Source organism: Streptomyces sp. NPDC102462, assembly GCF_044765425.1.
Taxonomy (GTDB): Bacteria; Actinomycetota; Actinomycetes; order Streptomycetales; family Streptomycetaceae; genus Streptomyces.
In genome coordinates this window covers 56382-70020 of record NZ_JBIWKB010000051.1, presented here as the reverse complement: position 1 = coordinate 70020, position 13639 = coordinate 56382, and the positions used below count along the sequence as shown (strand labels likewise).

The window sequence follows — 13639 nt, the reverse complement described above, 5'->3', positions numbered from 1 at the left end:
GCTGTTGAGTTCTCAAGGAACGGACGCTTCCTTCGTACTCACCCTCTCGGGCTTTCCTCCGGGCGCTTCCCTTCGGTGTTTCCGACTCTATCAGATCTTTTCTCGACCCGATTTCCTCGGTGCTTTCCAGGTTCCCGCTCTCGCGTTTCCCTTTCCGGCGGACCCGACTTTATCAGAAGTTCTTGACCGGTCAGACCGGCCACTCATTTCCTGAGTAAATCGGGATGGGCTTCTCGGAATGTCACTCCACGAGAAGCGGATAAATTCTAACGGGTACCACAGAGCATGTCCAGCTCTGGGCAACTGTTTGAATCTACCTCCCCACTCGACCCGTGTCAACGGGTCCCCGGGGGCGAAGAGGAGACTAGCAGGTCACCGACGGTGCCCGCACATCAGGCGGCCATCGGAGCGGTCGCGCTGCGTTCCGAGGTCTCCAGGTCGCCCGTGTCACCGGCCCTGACAGCGCGGCCGCCCAGTACGAAGACGTAGGCGAGGAAGGCCAGCTCAGCGGCGATTCCGATGCCGATGCGGGCCCAGGTGGGCAGGCCCGACGGGGTGACGAAGCCTTCGATGGCTCCGGAGAGGAAGAGGACGAGGGCCAGCCCGATCGCCATGCCGATGGCGGCCCGGCCCTCCTCGGCGAGGGCCGTACGGCGGGTGCGCGGGCCGGGGTCGATGACGGTCCAGCCCAGACGCAGGCCCGTCCCGGCGGCGACGAAGACGGCGGTCAGTTCCAGCAGGCCGTGCGGGAGGACCAGGCCTAGGAAGGTGTCGAGCCGGCCGGCCGACGACATCAGGCCGAAGCCGACGCCCAGGTTGAGCATGTTCTGGAAGAGGATCCAGAGCACGGGGAGGCCCAGGAAGACACCCAGGACCAGACAGAGCGCGGCGGCCTGGGCGTTGTTCGTCCAGACCTGGGCCGCGAACGAGGCGGCGGGGTGGCTGGAGTAGTACGTCTCGTATTCGCCGTCCGGGCGGGTCAGCTCCCGCAGCTGGCTGGGGGCGGCGATCGACGACTGCACCTCCGGGTGCGTACCGATCCACCAGCCCAGGAGGACCCCGACCGCCGTGGACAGCAGTGCGGTCGGTACCCACCACCGGCGCGAGCGGTACACCGCGGCCGGAAAACCCTGGCCCAGGAACCGGGTCACGTCGCGCCAGGATGCGCGGCGCGTGCCTGTGGCGGCGCTGCGCGCGCGTGCCACCAGCTGGCTGAGCCGACCGGTCAGCTGGGGGTCGGGGGCGCTGGACTGGATCAGCGAGAGGTGGGTGGCGGTGCGCTGGTACAGGGCGACGAGTTCGTCCGCTTCGGCGCCGTTGAGGCGGCGCCGTCGGCGCAGCAGGGCGTCGAGGCGGTCCCACTCGGCTCGGTGGGCGGAGACGAAGACGTCCAGGTCCATCGGTTGTGCCTGCTCCTCGGCCGGTCGTCGGCTGGTCGTCGGCCGTTGGTCGACCGCTCTTTGTCGCTGTCAGCTTGTCCTACTGGCGCACGATGCGCCCTCAGCTTGGCAGACTTGCGGTTCTCGGGGCGGACCAGGGGAAGGACGACGGGTGTGAGTGAGCTGGTGACGGGCGAGGCGGTGGCGCTCGAACTACGCCCTGCCAAGCTGCCGAGCAGGGCACTGGCGGTGTTGCTCGACCTGACCGTGGCCATGCTCGTCTATATCGCCGTGGCCACGGTGCTGGTGGCGTCGACGGCGTCCCTGGACGACGCGGCGCAGATGGCGCTGTCGATCGCGTCGTTCCTGCTGGTACTGGTGGGCGGGCCGATCGCCGTGGAGACGCTCAGCCATGGGCGCTCGCTGGGGAAGATGGCGTGCGGGCTGCGGGTGGTACGGGACGACGGCGGGCCGATCCGGTTCCGGCACGCGCTGATGCGCGGGGCGCTCGGTGTCGTGGAGATCCTGGTGACGTTCGGTGTGGTCGCGTGCATCGCCTCACTGGTGTCGGCGCGGGGGCGGCGGCTCGGGGATGTCTTCGCGGGCACGCTGGTCGTGCGGGAGCGGGTGCCGGTCGGGCAGGCCCGTTTCGTGCCGCCTCCGCCGCCGTGGCTGGCGGGGCGTTTCTCGGCGCTCGATCTGTCCGCGGTCCCGGACGGTCTGTGGCTCGCGGTCCGTCAGTACCTGACGCGGATGCAGCAGCTCGACCCCCAGGTGTCGTGGGCGATGGCGGAGCGGCTGGCGGCCGATCTGGCTGCGCGCACGGGGGCCCCGGCGCCGCAGGGTGTTCCGCCGGCCGCGTATCTGGCGGCGGTGGTGCAGGAGCGTCAGGCGCGTGAGGCCCGGAAGGCTTTCGGCGGCGGAGCGGCCGTCGCGGGGGCGCCCGCCGGTGGGGCGGCCTTCGGCGGTGTGCCCGGTGCCGGTGGGGCGCCGTCCGGTTTTCCTGCGGCGGGTGGGGCGCCGGGCGGTCATGTCGCTCCGGTGGCGCAGCCGCCCGCGCCGGGCGCGTATGCCCAGCCGCCGTCTTCGCCGCCGGTGGGATACCCCGCACAGGACGGTACGCGGGCTCCGGCGCCCGTCGCGCCGCCTGTGCCGCCGGCTCCGGCTCCGGCTCCGGCTCCGGCCGACCGTCCGGCCACTGGCTTCGTGCCGCCTGCGTAGGTGGGTGACCCGGGTCAGCGGAAGGCCGACGGGGGCGATTCGAGGTCTTCCAGTTCGACGCCGGGTGCGGCCAGCACCACGTCGCCGGCGATGTGGACGGTGTGCCGTTCGCCCGTGTCCAGGGCTGTGACCTGGTATTCGTCCACGGTCAGGGGGCCGTTGTCAGTGGCGTGTGCTTCGCTGTTCACCAAGGCCCAGGACTGGTCCACGGTGCGTGGGGCGAGGACCGGGTCCGTGAAGGCCACGAGGCGTACGCGGGTCGCGGAGGCGGAAGGGGTGAGGCGCAGGAGGCGGGCGGTGGCGATGAGGAAGGCGGGAGAGGTGCCGGTGAAGGCGTGGGCGCGCACATTGCCTTCGGTGGCATGGGAGCCGGTGGGGTCGGTGCGGACCCAGGTGACGCCGTCGAGGGCGGCGCCGCGCACCTGCCAGCCGGCCGCGTGGACTTCGAGGCGGATGGGGCGGCCGAGGTCGTCGATGGCGAGGTCGACGGAGCCGCTGGGTTCGCCCGAAGGGGTGGTCAGCCGGGAGACGTAGCGCCAGCCGGAGGGGCCGGGGGCGCACTGGAAGTGTTCTTGTGCGAAGGGGGTGCGATGGTGCGGATCGAGGAGCGAATAGCGGCCGCGGGGCATGGGGGTCCTGGGGCTTGACGGGCTGGTGGTCCGGTCTGCTCGACGGACCGTCCCGGCCGGTGTGACGGCCGGTCGGACCAAAGGGGCAGGCCCCCGGCACGGGGGTGCGGGGGCCTGCCTCGGAGGGGCCGGCGCCGGAGGTGTGCGTCCGTGGCGGGACGCGCACTCCCCGGAGATTCGCCTGTGGGGCGGTGCTCAGTAGCGGTAGTGGTCCGGCTTGTACGGGCCCTCGACCTTCACGCCGATGTACGCGGCCTGCTCGGGGCGCAGCGTGGTCAGCTTCACGCCGAGTGCGTCCAGGTGGAGGCGGGCGACCCGCTCGTCGAGGTGCTTGGGCAGCGTGTAGACGCCGGTCGGGTACTCGTCGGGCTTGGTGAACAGCTCGATCTGGGCCAGGGTCTGGTCCGCGAAGGAGTTGGACATCACGAACGACGGGTGACCGGTGGCGTTGCCCAGGTTCAGCAGGCGGCCCTCGGACAGCACGATGATCTTCTTGCCGTCCGGGAAGGTCCAGGTGTGGACCTGGGGCTTGACCTCGTCCTTGACGATGCCGGGGACCTTGGCGAGGCCGGCCATGTCGATCTCGTTGTCGAAGTGGCCGATGTTGCCGACGATCGCCTGGTGCTTCATCTTGGCCATGTCCGAGGCCATGATGATGTCCTTGTTGCCGGTCGTGGTGATGAAGATGTCGGCCTTGTCGATGACCTCGTCGAGGGTCGTGACCTGGTAGCCGTCCATGGCCGCCTGGAGCGCGCAGATCGGGTCGATCTCGGTGATGATGACGCGGGCGCCCTGTCCGCGCAGGGACTCCGCGCAGCCCTTGCCCACGTCGCCGTAGCCGCAGACGACCGCGGTCTTGCCGCCGATCAGGACGTCGGTGGCGCGGTTGATGCCGTCGATCAGGGAGTGGCGGCAGCCGTACTTGTTGTCGAACTTCGACTTGGTGACGGCGTCGTTGACGTTGATCGCCGGGAAGAGGAGGACGCCGTCGCGCTGCATCTCGTACAGGCGGTGGACGCCGGTGGTGGTCTCCTCGGTGACACCGCGGATCTCGGAGGCCAGCTGGGTCCATTTCTGCGGGTTCTCACCGAGGGTGCGGTGGAGCAGCTGGAGGATGACGCGGTGTTCGTCGGACTCGGCGGTGTCCAGGCCGGGGACCTTGCCGTCCTTCTCGTACTCGACGCCCTTGTGGACGAGGAGGGTGGCGTCACCGCCGTCGTCCAGGATCATGTTGGGGCCGCCGGTGGCGCTGTCCGGCCAGGTCAGCGCCTGCTCGGTGCACCACCAGTACTCCTCCAGGGTCTCGCCCTTCCAGGCGAAGACCGGGATGCCCTGGGGGTTGTCGGGGGTGCCGTTCGGGCCGACGGCGATGGCGGCGGCCGCGTGGTCCTGGGTGGAGAAGATGTTGCAGGAGGCCCAGCGGACGCGGGCGCCGAGGGCGACCAGGGTCTCGATGAGGACGGCGGTCTGCACGGTCATGTGCAGGGAGCCGGTGACGCGGGCGCCGGCGAGGGGCTGCGCCTGGGCGTACTCCTTGCGGATCGCCATGAGGCCAGGCATCTCGTGCTCGGCGAGGGTGATCTCCTTGCGGCCGAACTCGGCCAGGGAGAGGTCGGCGACCTTGAAGTCCTGTCGGTTGTCGACAGTCGTCATTGCGGGCTGCTCCTCGGGGGTTGGGTCGAGGTGGGTACGGCTGGTCTGCGCGGCGGCGGACACAGGGGTGCCCGAAAGGAGGACACAGGCATGCCCACGTACGCGCAGCGCAGTCCGTCGGAGGCCCTCTCTCCCTCGGTCGGCCCGCACCGGGGCCGCCCGACCGCCATCAGCAGCGACGTCTGGCTCCGTCCCAAGCTACACCGGAGGGTGGGACCGTCCCCAGTCGGTCTGCGAACACTTCACGCCTTTCCCGGGGCGTCGGGTGCGGCGGGGCGTGGGGGCGGGGCCGGGGTCAGTGCTCGGCCGTGTGCGGGGTGGGGCCGCCGGGGACGGCTTCCGGGTCGGGGCCGCGGGTGGCCTCGGCCTCGCTGTAGATGTCCGGTTCCAGGTAGATGACCCGGGCGATGGGGACGGCGGCGCGGATGCGGGCCTCGGCGGCGTCGATGGCGTCGGCGACCTCGGTGGCCGTGTCGTCGTGCTGGACCGCGATCTTGGCGGCGACCAGCAGTTCCTCGGGGCCGAGGTGGAGCGTGCGCATGTGGATGACGCGGGTGACGGTGTCGCCGTCGGTGATCGCGGCCTCGATCTTCTTGACGTCCTCGACGCCGGCGGCCTCGCCGAGGAGCAGCGACTTGGTCTCGGCGGCAAGGACGAGGGCGATGAGGACGAGCAGGACACCGATGCACAGGGTGCCGATGCCGTCCCAGATGCCGTCGCCGGTGAGCAGGGCCAGGCCGACGCCGCCGAGGGCGAGGACGAGGCCGATCAGGGCGCCGAAGTCCTCCAGGAGGACCACCGGCAGCTCGGGGGCCTTGGCCCGGCGGATGAACTGCGACCAGGAGAGCTTGCCGCGCTGCTCGTTGGACTCCTTGATGGCCGTGCGGAAGGAGAAGCCCTCAGCGATGATCGCGAAGACGAGGACGCCCACCGGCCAGTACCAGTGCTCCAGCTCATGGGGGTGGCGGATCTTCTCGTAGCCCTCGTAGACGGCGAACATGCCGCCGATCGAGAAGAGGACGATCGAGACGAGGAAGGCGTAGATGTAGCGCTCGCGGCCGTAGCCGAAGGGGTGCTGCGGGGTCGCCTCGCGCTGGGCCTTCTTGCCGCCGATGAGCAGCAGGAACTGGTTGCCGGAGTCGGCGAGGGAGTGCACGCCCTCGGCGAGCATCGACGACGAGCCGCTGAACGCGAACGCCACGAACTTCGATACCGCGATCGCAAGGTTGGCGCCGAGTGCCGCCACGATCGCCTTGGTGCCGCCTGACGCGCTCATGTGTCCGCGTTGTCCCTTCGCCTACGTACGTCTACGCCGTCCAGGCCGGTGCCGGTCGCCTTTGCCCGCCCTTTGCCGGTGGACCATTCTTGCAGCCCCGTCGGGTGGTGGAACGGCAAGTGTCCACAACCTCGGTCGGATCGTCGGACAAGTCCGGTCAGAGTCGTACGGTGGCCCGGAAGAGGGTGCCGGTGCCGGACACCTCCGCCTTCTCGGCCGCCGGTACGAACACGGACCGGCCGGGGGTCAGCTCGTGTTCGCCCGCCCGTACGGAGCCGGCCGTGCACAGCAGGATCTGCGGGGTCGGCAGGGTCAGGTCGTGGGTGGTGCCGCCGGCCGGCAGGACGTACCGGGAGAGCCGGAACTCGTCGATCGGCGTCTCGTAGACCTCCTCGCCGTCCGGGGACGCCTCCGGGCGGAGCACGCCCGGGTCGCCCGGCTCGAAGCGGACGATGCGCAGAAGCTCGGGGACGTCGACGTGCTTGGGGGTGAGGCCGCAGCGCAGCACGTTGTCGGAGTTGGCCATGATCTCGACGCCGAGTCCGCTCAGATAGGCGTGCGGGATGCCGGCGCCGAGGAACAGGGCCTCGCCGGGCTGGAGGCGGACATGGTTGAGGAGCATGGCCGCGATGACGCCGGGGTCGCCCGGGTAGTGGTGGGCGATGCCCGCGTAGGGGGCGTGCTCGCCGCCGAGCCGGGCGCAGGCGGTGGCGGCCTGGGCGACGGTCTGGGCCATCTCGTCGCGGTCTGCGGTGAGGATCGCGGTAAGGACCTCGCGCAGCGCCGCGTCCTCGGGGCGGGCGTGCAGCAGGTCGACGTACGGCTTGAGGGAGTCGACGCCGAGGCCGTCGAGCAGGTCGGCGGCGCGCAGCGGGTCACGGAAGCCGCACAAGCCGTCGAACTCGGTGAGCGCGCAGATCAGTTCGGGCTTGTGGTTGGCATCCCGGTAGTTGCGGTGCGGGGCGTCCACCGGGATGCCGCGCCGCTCCTCGTCCGCGTAGCCCTGCCGGGCCTGTTCCAGGTCGGGGTGGACCTGGAGGGAGAGCGGGGCGCCGGCCGCGAGGATCTTCAGCAGGAACGGCAGGTGCGGGCCGAACTTGGCGACCGCCTCCGGTCCCAGTTCCCGCTTCGGGTCCGCGTCGATGACGTCGACGAGCGTGCCGCGCGCGGTGCGCGAGGGCGCGCCGGGGTGGGCGCCCATCCACATCTCCGCCTGTGGTTCGCCGGTCGGCTCGACGCCGAGGAGCTTCGGGATGGCGGTGGCCGAACCCCAGGCGTAGGGGCGGATGGTGTTGTCGAGGCGGTCCATGGGTTCTCTCTGCCGGGTGTTTGCTGCGTGGTGTCGCGGTGTACGTCTCGGGTTCGTCCCGCGTACGGCCGGTCGGGCGTCGGCTACCAGATCAGGCCCCCGAAGCGAGCGCCAGGTAAACGGCGGCGAAATCCGTCATGGCGATCAGCTCGGCAAGGGTCTCCAGTTCGTCGCCGGGTTCCGGTTCCAGTTCGCTGACGGGAGTGTCGTGGCTGAGGGCCAGGTCACGGGCTGCCGGGGCGGCGGTGAGGCCGCCGATGGGCCGGTCGCGGAGCAGCACCACGCGCGTGTGCAGCGCGGCCGGTTCCTCGACCCGGTCGCGGAAGAAGTCGTCCGGATCGGCGCTGGCGGCGAGCGGGCCTGCGAGCAGGGCGCTGTGGGCGGCAACCGCCTCGGGGAGTTCGGCGACCAGGGCGGGCCGGCCGGCCAGTTCGGCGAGGGCGGCGGCGAAACGCCGGCCCGCGGGACCGGCCGCCGCGCCCTCCGTCCAGATCACCGGGAGCGCGTCGGCGAGTTCGGCGGCGAGCGTCTTGGCGGGGTTGCTGTACGTCACGATGGCCGGGCCGCACCGTTCGGCGATGTGGTCGAGGCGGTCGGCGGCCTTCTCCAGGGCCTCGGGCGGGGCGGTGACCAGGCCGATGCGGTCGAGGAGGGCGAGCAGCGGGGTGAGCAGCGCCCACAGGACGCCCGGGGAGGACGCGGCGAGCGGTTCCTCCTGGTCGTAGGGGGCCGTCGCCATCGGTACGAACAGGCCGTGCGCGCCGGTGACCGCCTCGCCGAGCGGGGTGCGGGCGGGGGCCACGGCGACGACCGAGCAGCCGCGGCGGTAGGCCTGGTCGGCGAGGAGCGAGAGGCTGGGTTCGGTGCCGTCCGGGGTGGCGATCAGCAGCAGGTCGACGGAGCCGGCCCAGCCCGGCAGTTCCCAGCGCAGGGCGCCGGCGGCGGGGGCGACGCCGGAGGGCGCGAGCCGGATGACGGGGCTGCCGGGGCCGGCGAGCGAGCCGAGGAGGTCGGCGGCGTGGGTGGCGGCGGCGCCGGGGCCGGCGATCAGGACCGACCGGGGCCGGCCGTCCGGTTTGAGGTCGCCGATGCCGGCCTCGACGGCCTGGCGGGCGGCGGTGCGCACGCGGGCGCCGGCTTCCGCGGCGCCCCGCAGGAGACCTCGGCGGTCGGCCTCGGCGAGGCCTTCCGGGGTGTCGAGCAGGGATTCGTCGAGCATGGGTGACAGCCTCCGGTGCGCCGGGGTCCTGGTTGCGGGCTCGTCTGTGCGGTGGGCGCCTTGGGCGGCCGCGTTCCCGGGCCGGCCGCCGGTCCCGGGCGGGGCTCGTCGTCAGGCGGGGCGGCGGGCCTCGTCGACGAGGAGGACCGGGATGCCGTCGCGGACGGGGTACGCGAGGCCGCAGTCCTGACCGGTGCAGATCAGCTCGGTGTCCTGCTCCTTGAGGGGAGCGTGGCAGGCCGGGCAGGCGAGGATCTCCAGGAGGCCGGCTTCGAGCGGCATGGGGTGTCCCTTCGGGCGGATGCGGGCGTGCACTGATGCGCCTGGTCAGGGTACCGCCGTGAGGGCGACCCGCGGGGGCCGGGCGAGCGCTGCCCTTCGGCCCCGCACCGGACCGGCAGTCGGAGCCCGGCCGCGCCCGGGCGCCCGGCCGCGTGGCGGCGCGATGCGGGGCGGGGCGGCCGTGGAGGTGGGGGCCGCCCCGGGGGCCGCAGGGTCGGATGTCAGCCTCGGATGATGGCCAGCGCCTCGTCCCGCACCTTGGCCATGGTCGCCTCGTCGCGGGCCTCCGCGTTCAGCCGCAGCAGGGGTTCCGTGTTGGAGGGGCGGACGTTGAACCACCAGTCGGCGGCGGCCACGGTGAGTCCGTCGAGGTCGTCCAGGGTGACGTCCTCGCGGGTGGCGTAGACGGCGCGGAGCGCGGCGAGGCGTGCCTTCTGGTCAGCGACCGTGGAGTTGATCTCGCCGGAGCCGACGTAGCGGTCGTACTGGGCGACGAGGGCGGACAGCGGGCCGTCCTGGCCGCCGAGGGCCGCGAGGACGTGCAGGGCCGCGAGCATGCCCGTGTCGGCGTTCCAGAAGTCCTTGAAGTAGTAGTGCGCGGAGTGCTCGCCGCCGAAGATCGCGCCCGTGCGCGCCATCTCCGCCTTGATGAACGAGTGGCCGACCCGGGTGCGCTGCGGGGTGCCGCCCTGCTCCTTGACGACCTCGGGGACCGACCAGGACGTGATCAGGTTGTGGATGATCGTGCCGTGCCCGCCGTTGCGGGCGAGTTCGCGGGCGGCCACCAGGGCGGTGATCGCCGACGGCGACACGGGGTCGCCGTGCTCGTCGACGACGAAGCACCGGTCGGCGTCGCCGTCGAACGCGATGCCGAGGTCGGCGCCCTCCTCGCGCACCCGCTTCTGCAGGTCCACGAGGTTGGCGGGGTCGAGCGGGTTCGCCTCGTGGTTCGGGAAGGTGCCGTCCAGTTCGAAGTACATCGGGACCAGGGTCAGGGGCAGGCCGGCGAAGACCGTGGGGACCGTGTGCCCGCCCATGCCGTTGCCCGCGTCGACGACGACCTTCAGGGGGCGGATGGAGGTCAGGTCGACCAGTGAGCGCAGGTGCGCCGCGTACTCCTCCAACGTGTCCCGTCCGGTGATGGTTCCCGGTCGCGCGGCGGCCTGCGGGGCGCCCGACTCCAGCCAGCCCTCCGCCAGTTCGCGGATCTCGACGAGGCCGGTGTCCTGGCCGACCGGCGCGGCGCCCGCGCGGCACATCTTGATGCCGTTGTACTGCGCGGGGTTGTGCGAGGCCGTGAACATGGCGCCCGCGAGGCCGAGGGCGCCCGAGGCGTAGTACAGCTGGTCGGTCGAGCACAGGCCGATCTCGGTGACGTCCACGCCGCGGGCCGCCGCGCCGCGCGCGAAGGCGCGGGCCAGGGCGGGCGACGACGGTCGCATGTCGTGGCCGGTCACGATCGCCCGGGCGCCGGTCACCTGGACGAACGCCGCGCCGAAGAGTTCGGCCAGCGTTTCGTCCCACTGGTCCGGGACCACTCCGCGTACGTCGTACGCCTTTACGATCTGCGACAGATCAGCAGCCACGGCCAACCCTCCTGAAGTCCTATCGGTCAGCACAAACTACCCGCCCGGACCTGCGGCGCGCTGTGCGGACCACGGGTGGCCGCTGTGAGCGTGCCGCCGAGGTCAGGGCAGCATCCAGTCCAGGACCGGCGTGCTCTGGCCGACGACGATCAGGCACATGACGAGGAGCAGGCCGGCGCTCCAGGGCAGCACCCGGCGCAGCAGGTCGCCCTCGCGGCCGGCCAGGCCGACGGCGGCGCAGGCGATGGTGAGGTTCTGCGGCGAGATCATCTTGCCGAGGACGCCGCCGGAGCTGTTGGCGGCGGCGAGCAGTTCGGGCGACAGGCCGGACTCGCGGGCGGCGCTCACCTGGAGGGCGCCGAAGAGGGCGTTGGCCGAGGTGTCCGATCCGGAGACGGCCACTCCGAACCAGCCGAGGACCGGCGAGAGGAAGGCGAGTCCGGCGCCGGCCGCGGCGACGAACTGGCCGATCGTCGCCGCCTGCCCGGAGAGGTTCATGACGTAGGCGAGGGCCAGCACGGACGTCACGGTGAGGATCGCGAACCTCAACTCGCGTACGGTCGCGGCCCACTCGCGCACCGCCACGCGCGCGTGCACCCCGAGTACGGCGGCGGTGCACACCCCGGCGAGCAGCACGAGCGTGCCGCCCGTGGAGACGACGGGCCAGCTGAAGACGTTCCCGCCGACCGGGGTGCCGTCGGGGGCGGCGACGTCGAGGACGGGCCAGTCGTACGTCCGGGTCGCCCGGGCGAGCAGGTCCTTGACGGCCGGGATCTGGGCGACAGAGAAGATCACCACGATGAACGCGTAGGGGGCGTAGGCGCGCAGCACCTCGGGGCGTGGGTCGGTCTCGTCCAGGTCGTCGCTGCGGGCGCCGGTCAGCACGGACGCGCGTACGGCCTCGGTGGCGGGTACGCGCGCGTGCGGTACGGCGACCAGGGCGCCGGCGCCGGCCAGGGAGGCGGCGATGTCGGCGAGTTGGGCGGAGAGGTAGTTGGCGGCGGCGAACTGGGCGACGGCGAAGGCGACTCCGCACGCCAGGGCGGGCACCCAGGTCTCGCGCAGACCGCGCCGTCCGTCGACGAGCCCGACCAGGACGAGCGGCACCACCAGGGCGAGCAGCGGGGTCTGCCGGCCGACGACGGAGGCGACGGAGTCCAGCGGCAGCCCGGTGACCTGGGCGAGCGTCACGACCGGGGTGCCCATGGCGCCGAACGCGACGGGCGCGGTGTTGGCGACCAGGGAGACCACGGCGGCGCGCACCGGGTCGAAGCCGAGGGCGACCAGCATGACCGAGCAGATGGCGACGGGTGCGCCGAATCCGGCCAGGGCCTCCAGGAGGGCGCCGAAGCAGAACGCGACCACCAGGGCCTGGATGCGCGGGTCGTCGGAGAGTCTTCCGAAGGAGCGGCGCAGGATGTCGAAGTGCCGGGTGCGGACGGTCATCCGGTAGACCCACAGGGCGTTGACGACGATCCACAGGATCGGGAAGAGGCCGAACGCGGCCCCTTGGACGGCGCTGGAGAGGGTCTGCTCCAGTGGCATGCGGTAGGCGAGCCAGGCGACGAGAACGGCCGCCAGGAGGCCGATGAGGCCCGCCAGGTGCGCCTTCATGCGGACGCCGCCGAGCAGGACCAGGACGATGACGAGCGGCAGGGCCGCCACGAGTGCGGACAGGGCGAGCGATGCGGCGACGGGTTCCAGCTGCTGGACGTACACGGGGGGCCTCCCCGGCTTCCGTCAGTTTCCGCCATGCGGAAAGTGAATTCTCGTTCTGGCTGACGGAATGGTCGTGTCCGCGACAACCGCGCGTCAATGGGTGTGCGCGGATCCGCGGCAGGTTCCCCGGGGGATCAGTTGTCCGGTGAGCGCAGCACCCGCAGATGGCCGCGGCGGGCGACCTCCATCGGGTCCGCCCCGCGCCCCCCGCCGCCGCCCGCCTCGGCCGCCCGCTCCTGGGGGCGTGCCGCCTCCCGCACGGCGTTGGCCAGCGCCTCCAGGTCGTCGCCGCTGGGGCGGGCCGGGGCCGAGCCGTCGAGGAGCCGGACGACCTCCCAGCCGCGCGGGGCGGTCAGCCGCTCGGAGTGCTCGGCGCACAGGTCGTAGCAGTGGGGTTCGGCGTAGGTGGCGAGCGGGCCGAGGACCGCGGTCGAGTCGGCGTAGACGTACGTCAGCGTCGCGACGGCGGGTCGGCCGCAGGCGGTGCGCGAACAGCGACGTACAGGGCTCACGATGTTGGACGGTACCGCACTCTTGAGCGGGCCGCGACGACTCTCCACCAGGTCACTCCACCGTGTCGTGCTGTGAAACGCCCCACACACCTCCCCGATCAGGCCCTGCTGACCTGCGCGAACCGCGTCGCGGACGGTACCCGGCGCACCGGCATCCGGTCATGAGTCGGTACAAACACCGTCAATTGGCTTGAGCTCGGCGGTCTCGGAGGGATACGGAAACGTGCTCAACCTTGGCTGGAATGGTCATCACGCGACATGCGGCACAGGCCGCCCGGTCCGCGGTCCTGTCGCCGCGTGGGGACCGGCGGGCGGATCGCGCGAGGACTACGCTTCACCAGTGATGGACAACCGTGTACCGCCCCGTGCCGCCGGCCCCGGGCCCCGTCGTCGTGACCGCCACGGGCGCGGCATGCGCGGGCCCATCGCCCCGCCGCAGGTGCCGCTCGCGGCCAGCCGCGCCGAGGCGTTCGCGGACCTGGTGCAGGACTCCGTGGAACGGCTGGAACGGCGGTGGCCGCAGCTCGCCGACATCGATTTCCTGGTGCTGGAGGTGCCCCGGCTGGACGGGCGGCCCGGGGACGTATGGAGTGACGACGCCGTGCCACTCGGCGGGGCCCTGCCCGCGCACGACGGGCGCCCGGCGCGCGTGGTGGTGTACCGGCGCCCCGTGGAGATCCGCACGAAGGGGCGGGACGAGCGGGCGGCGCTGGTGCACGAGATCGTCGTGGAACAGGTCGCCGAACTGCTGGGACTCACCCCGGAGACCGTCGACCCCCGGTACGGCGAGGACTGAGCCCGCTCCCCGCACCGCGCCCGCTCCGCTCCCCCACCGCGCCCGCGCCGCTCCCCCC

Annotated in this window: 12 protein-coding genes; 2 read left to right on the top strand and 10 right to left on the bottom strand. The window is 72.1% G+C overall.

Annotated elements, in window-relative coordinates:
• Positions 1–392 precede the first annotated feature (392 nt).
• A complete protein-coding gene (locus ACIRFL_RS33100; protein WP_404035835.1) occupies positions 393–1400 on the bottom strand; it encodes a stage II sporulation protein M in 1008 nt (335 codons plus the stop codon).
• Positions 1401–1553: 153 nt separating this feature from the next.
• Here ACIRFL_RS33100 and ACIRFL_RS33095 point away from each other — a divergent pair, with 153 nt between their 5' ends.
• Positions 1554–2600 carry an RDD family protein gene (locus ACIRFL_RS33095; protein ID WP_404035832.1) on the top strand — a complete coding sequence of 349 codons (1047 nt, stop codon included), beginning with the start codon at positions 1554–1556 and terminating at the stop codon, positions 2598–2600.
• A gap of 14 nt (positions 2601–2614) precedes the next feature.
• On the opposite strand, the gene ACIRFL_RS33090 is transcribed toward ACIRFL_RS33095, so the two are convergent.
• The 9 genes from ACIRFL_RS33090 to ACIRFL_RS33050 all read right to left on the bottom strand — a co-directional run bounded on the left by ACIRFL_RS33090 (position 2615) and on the right by ACIRFL_RS33050 (position 12833).
• Positions 2615–3229: a hypothetical protein gene (locus tag ACIRFL_RS33090; protein ID WP_404035829.1), complete on the bottom strand. Its 615-nt coding sequence runs from the start codon at positions 3227–3229 to the stop codon at positions 2615–2617.
• Between the two features lie 195 nt (positions 3230–3424).
• The gene (gene ahcY / locus ACIRFL_RS33085) at positions 3425–4882 is read right to left on the bottom strand and encodes an adenosylhomocysteinase (protein WP_404035826.1); all 1458 of its coding nucleotides are present in this window, start codon (positions 4880–4882) and stop codon (positions 3425–3427) included.
• Positions 4883–5177: 295 nt separating this feature from the next.
• Positions 5178–6158: a cation diffusion facilitator family transporter gene (locus tag ACIRFL_RS33080; protein ID WP_404035823.1), complete on the bottom strand. Its 981-nt coding sequence runs from the start codon at positions 6156–6158 to the stop codon at positions 5178–5180.
• 157 nt (positions 6159–6315) lie between these two features.
• Positions 6316–7467, bottom strand: a complete 1152-nt coding sequence (manA, locus tag ACIRFL_RS33075) for a mannose-6-phosphate isomerase, class I (protein WP_404035820.1) — start codon at positions 7465–7467, stop codon at positions 6316–6318.
• A 91-nt stretch (positions 7468–7558) separates the two neighbouring features.
• Complete coding sequence (locus ACIRFL_RS33070; RefSeq protein ID WP_404035817.1) at positions 7559–8686, bottom strand: SIS domain-containing protein; 1128 nt, start codon at positions 8684–8686, stop codon at positions 7559–7561.
• 111 nt (positions 8687–8797) lie between these two features.
• The gene (locus ACIRFL_RS33065; protein WP_007382472.1) at positions 8798–8968 is read right to left on the bottom strand and encodes a Trm112 family protein; all 171 of its coding nucleotides are present in this window, start codon (positions 8966–8968) and stop codon (positions 8798–8800) included.
• 221 nt (positions 8969–9189) lie between these two features.
• Positions 9190–10554 carry a phosphomannomutase/phosphoglucomutase gene (locus ACIRFL_RS33060; protein WP_404035814.1) on the bottom strand — a complete coding sequence of 455 codons (1365 nt, stop codon included), beginning with the start codon at positions 10552–10554 and terminating at the stop codon, positions 9190–9192.
• Between the two features lie 102 nt (positions 10555–10656).
• Positions 10657–12273, bottom strand: coding sequence for an L-lactate permease (locus ACIRFL_RS33055; RefSeq protein WP_404035811.1), 1617 nt, complete (start codon positions 12271–12273; stop codon positions 10657–10659).
• 134 nt (positions 12274–12407) lie between these two features.
• Complete coding sequence (locus ACIRFL_RS33050; RefSeq protein ID WP_404035808.1) at positions 12408–12833, bottom strand: DUF3499 domain-containing protein; 426 nt, start codon at positions 12831–12833, stop codon at positions 12408–12410.
• A 295-nt stretch (positions 12834–13128) separates the two neighbouring features.
• Here ACIRFL_RS33050 and ACIRFL_RS33045 point away from each other — a divergent pair, with 295 nt between their 5' ends.
• A complete protein-coding gene (locus tag ACIRFL_RS33045; RefSeq protein WP_404035805.1) occupies positions 13129–13581 on the top strand; it encodes a metallopeptidase family protein in 453 nt (150 codons plus the stop codon).
• Positions 13582–13639: the final 58 nt, after the last annotated feature.

What these genes read in the sequence shown, in the direction of transcription:
- manA (WP_404035820.1), bottom strand. Translation starts at nt 7,467, where the DNA reads ATGGACCGCCTCGACAACACCATCCGCCCCTACGCCTGGGGTTCGGCC.
- ACIRFL_RS33090 (WP_404035829.1), bottom strand. Translation starts at nt 3,229, where the DNA reads ATGCCCCGCGGCCGCTATTCGCTCCTCGATCCGCACCATCGCACCCCC.
- ahcY (WP_404035826.1), bottom strand. Translation starts at nt 4,882, where the DNA reads ATGACGACTGTCGACAACCGACAGGACTTCAAGGTCGCCGACCTCTCC.
- ACIRFL_RS33045 (WP_404035805.1), top strand. Translation starts at nt 13,129, where the DNA reads ATGGACAACCGTGTACCGCCCCGTGCCGCCGGCCCCGGGCCCCGTCGT.
- ACIRFL_RS33100 (WP_404035835.1), bottom strand. Translation starts at nt 1,400, where the DNA reads ATGGACCTGGACGTCTTCGTCTCCGCCCACCGAGCCGAGTGGGACCGC.
- ACIRFL_RS33080 (WP_404035823.1), bottom strand. Translation starts at nt 6,158, where the DNA reads ATGAGCGCGTCAGGCGGCACCAAGGCGATCGTGGCGGCACTCGGCGCC.
- ACIRFL_RS33070 (WP_404035817.1), bottom strand. Translation starts at nt 8,686, where the DNA reads ATGCTCGACGAATCCCTGCTCGACACCCCGGAAGGCCTCGCCGAGGCC.
- ACIRFL_RS33065 (WP_007382472.1), bottom strand. Translation starts at nt 8,968, where the DNA reads ATGCCGCTCGAAGCCGGCCTCCTGGAGATCCTCGCCTGCCCGGCCTGC.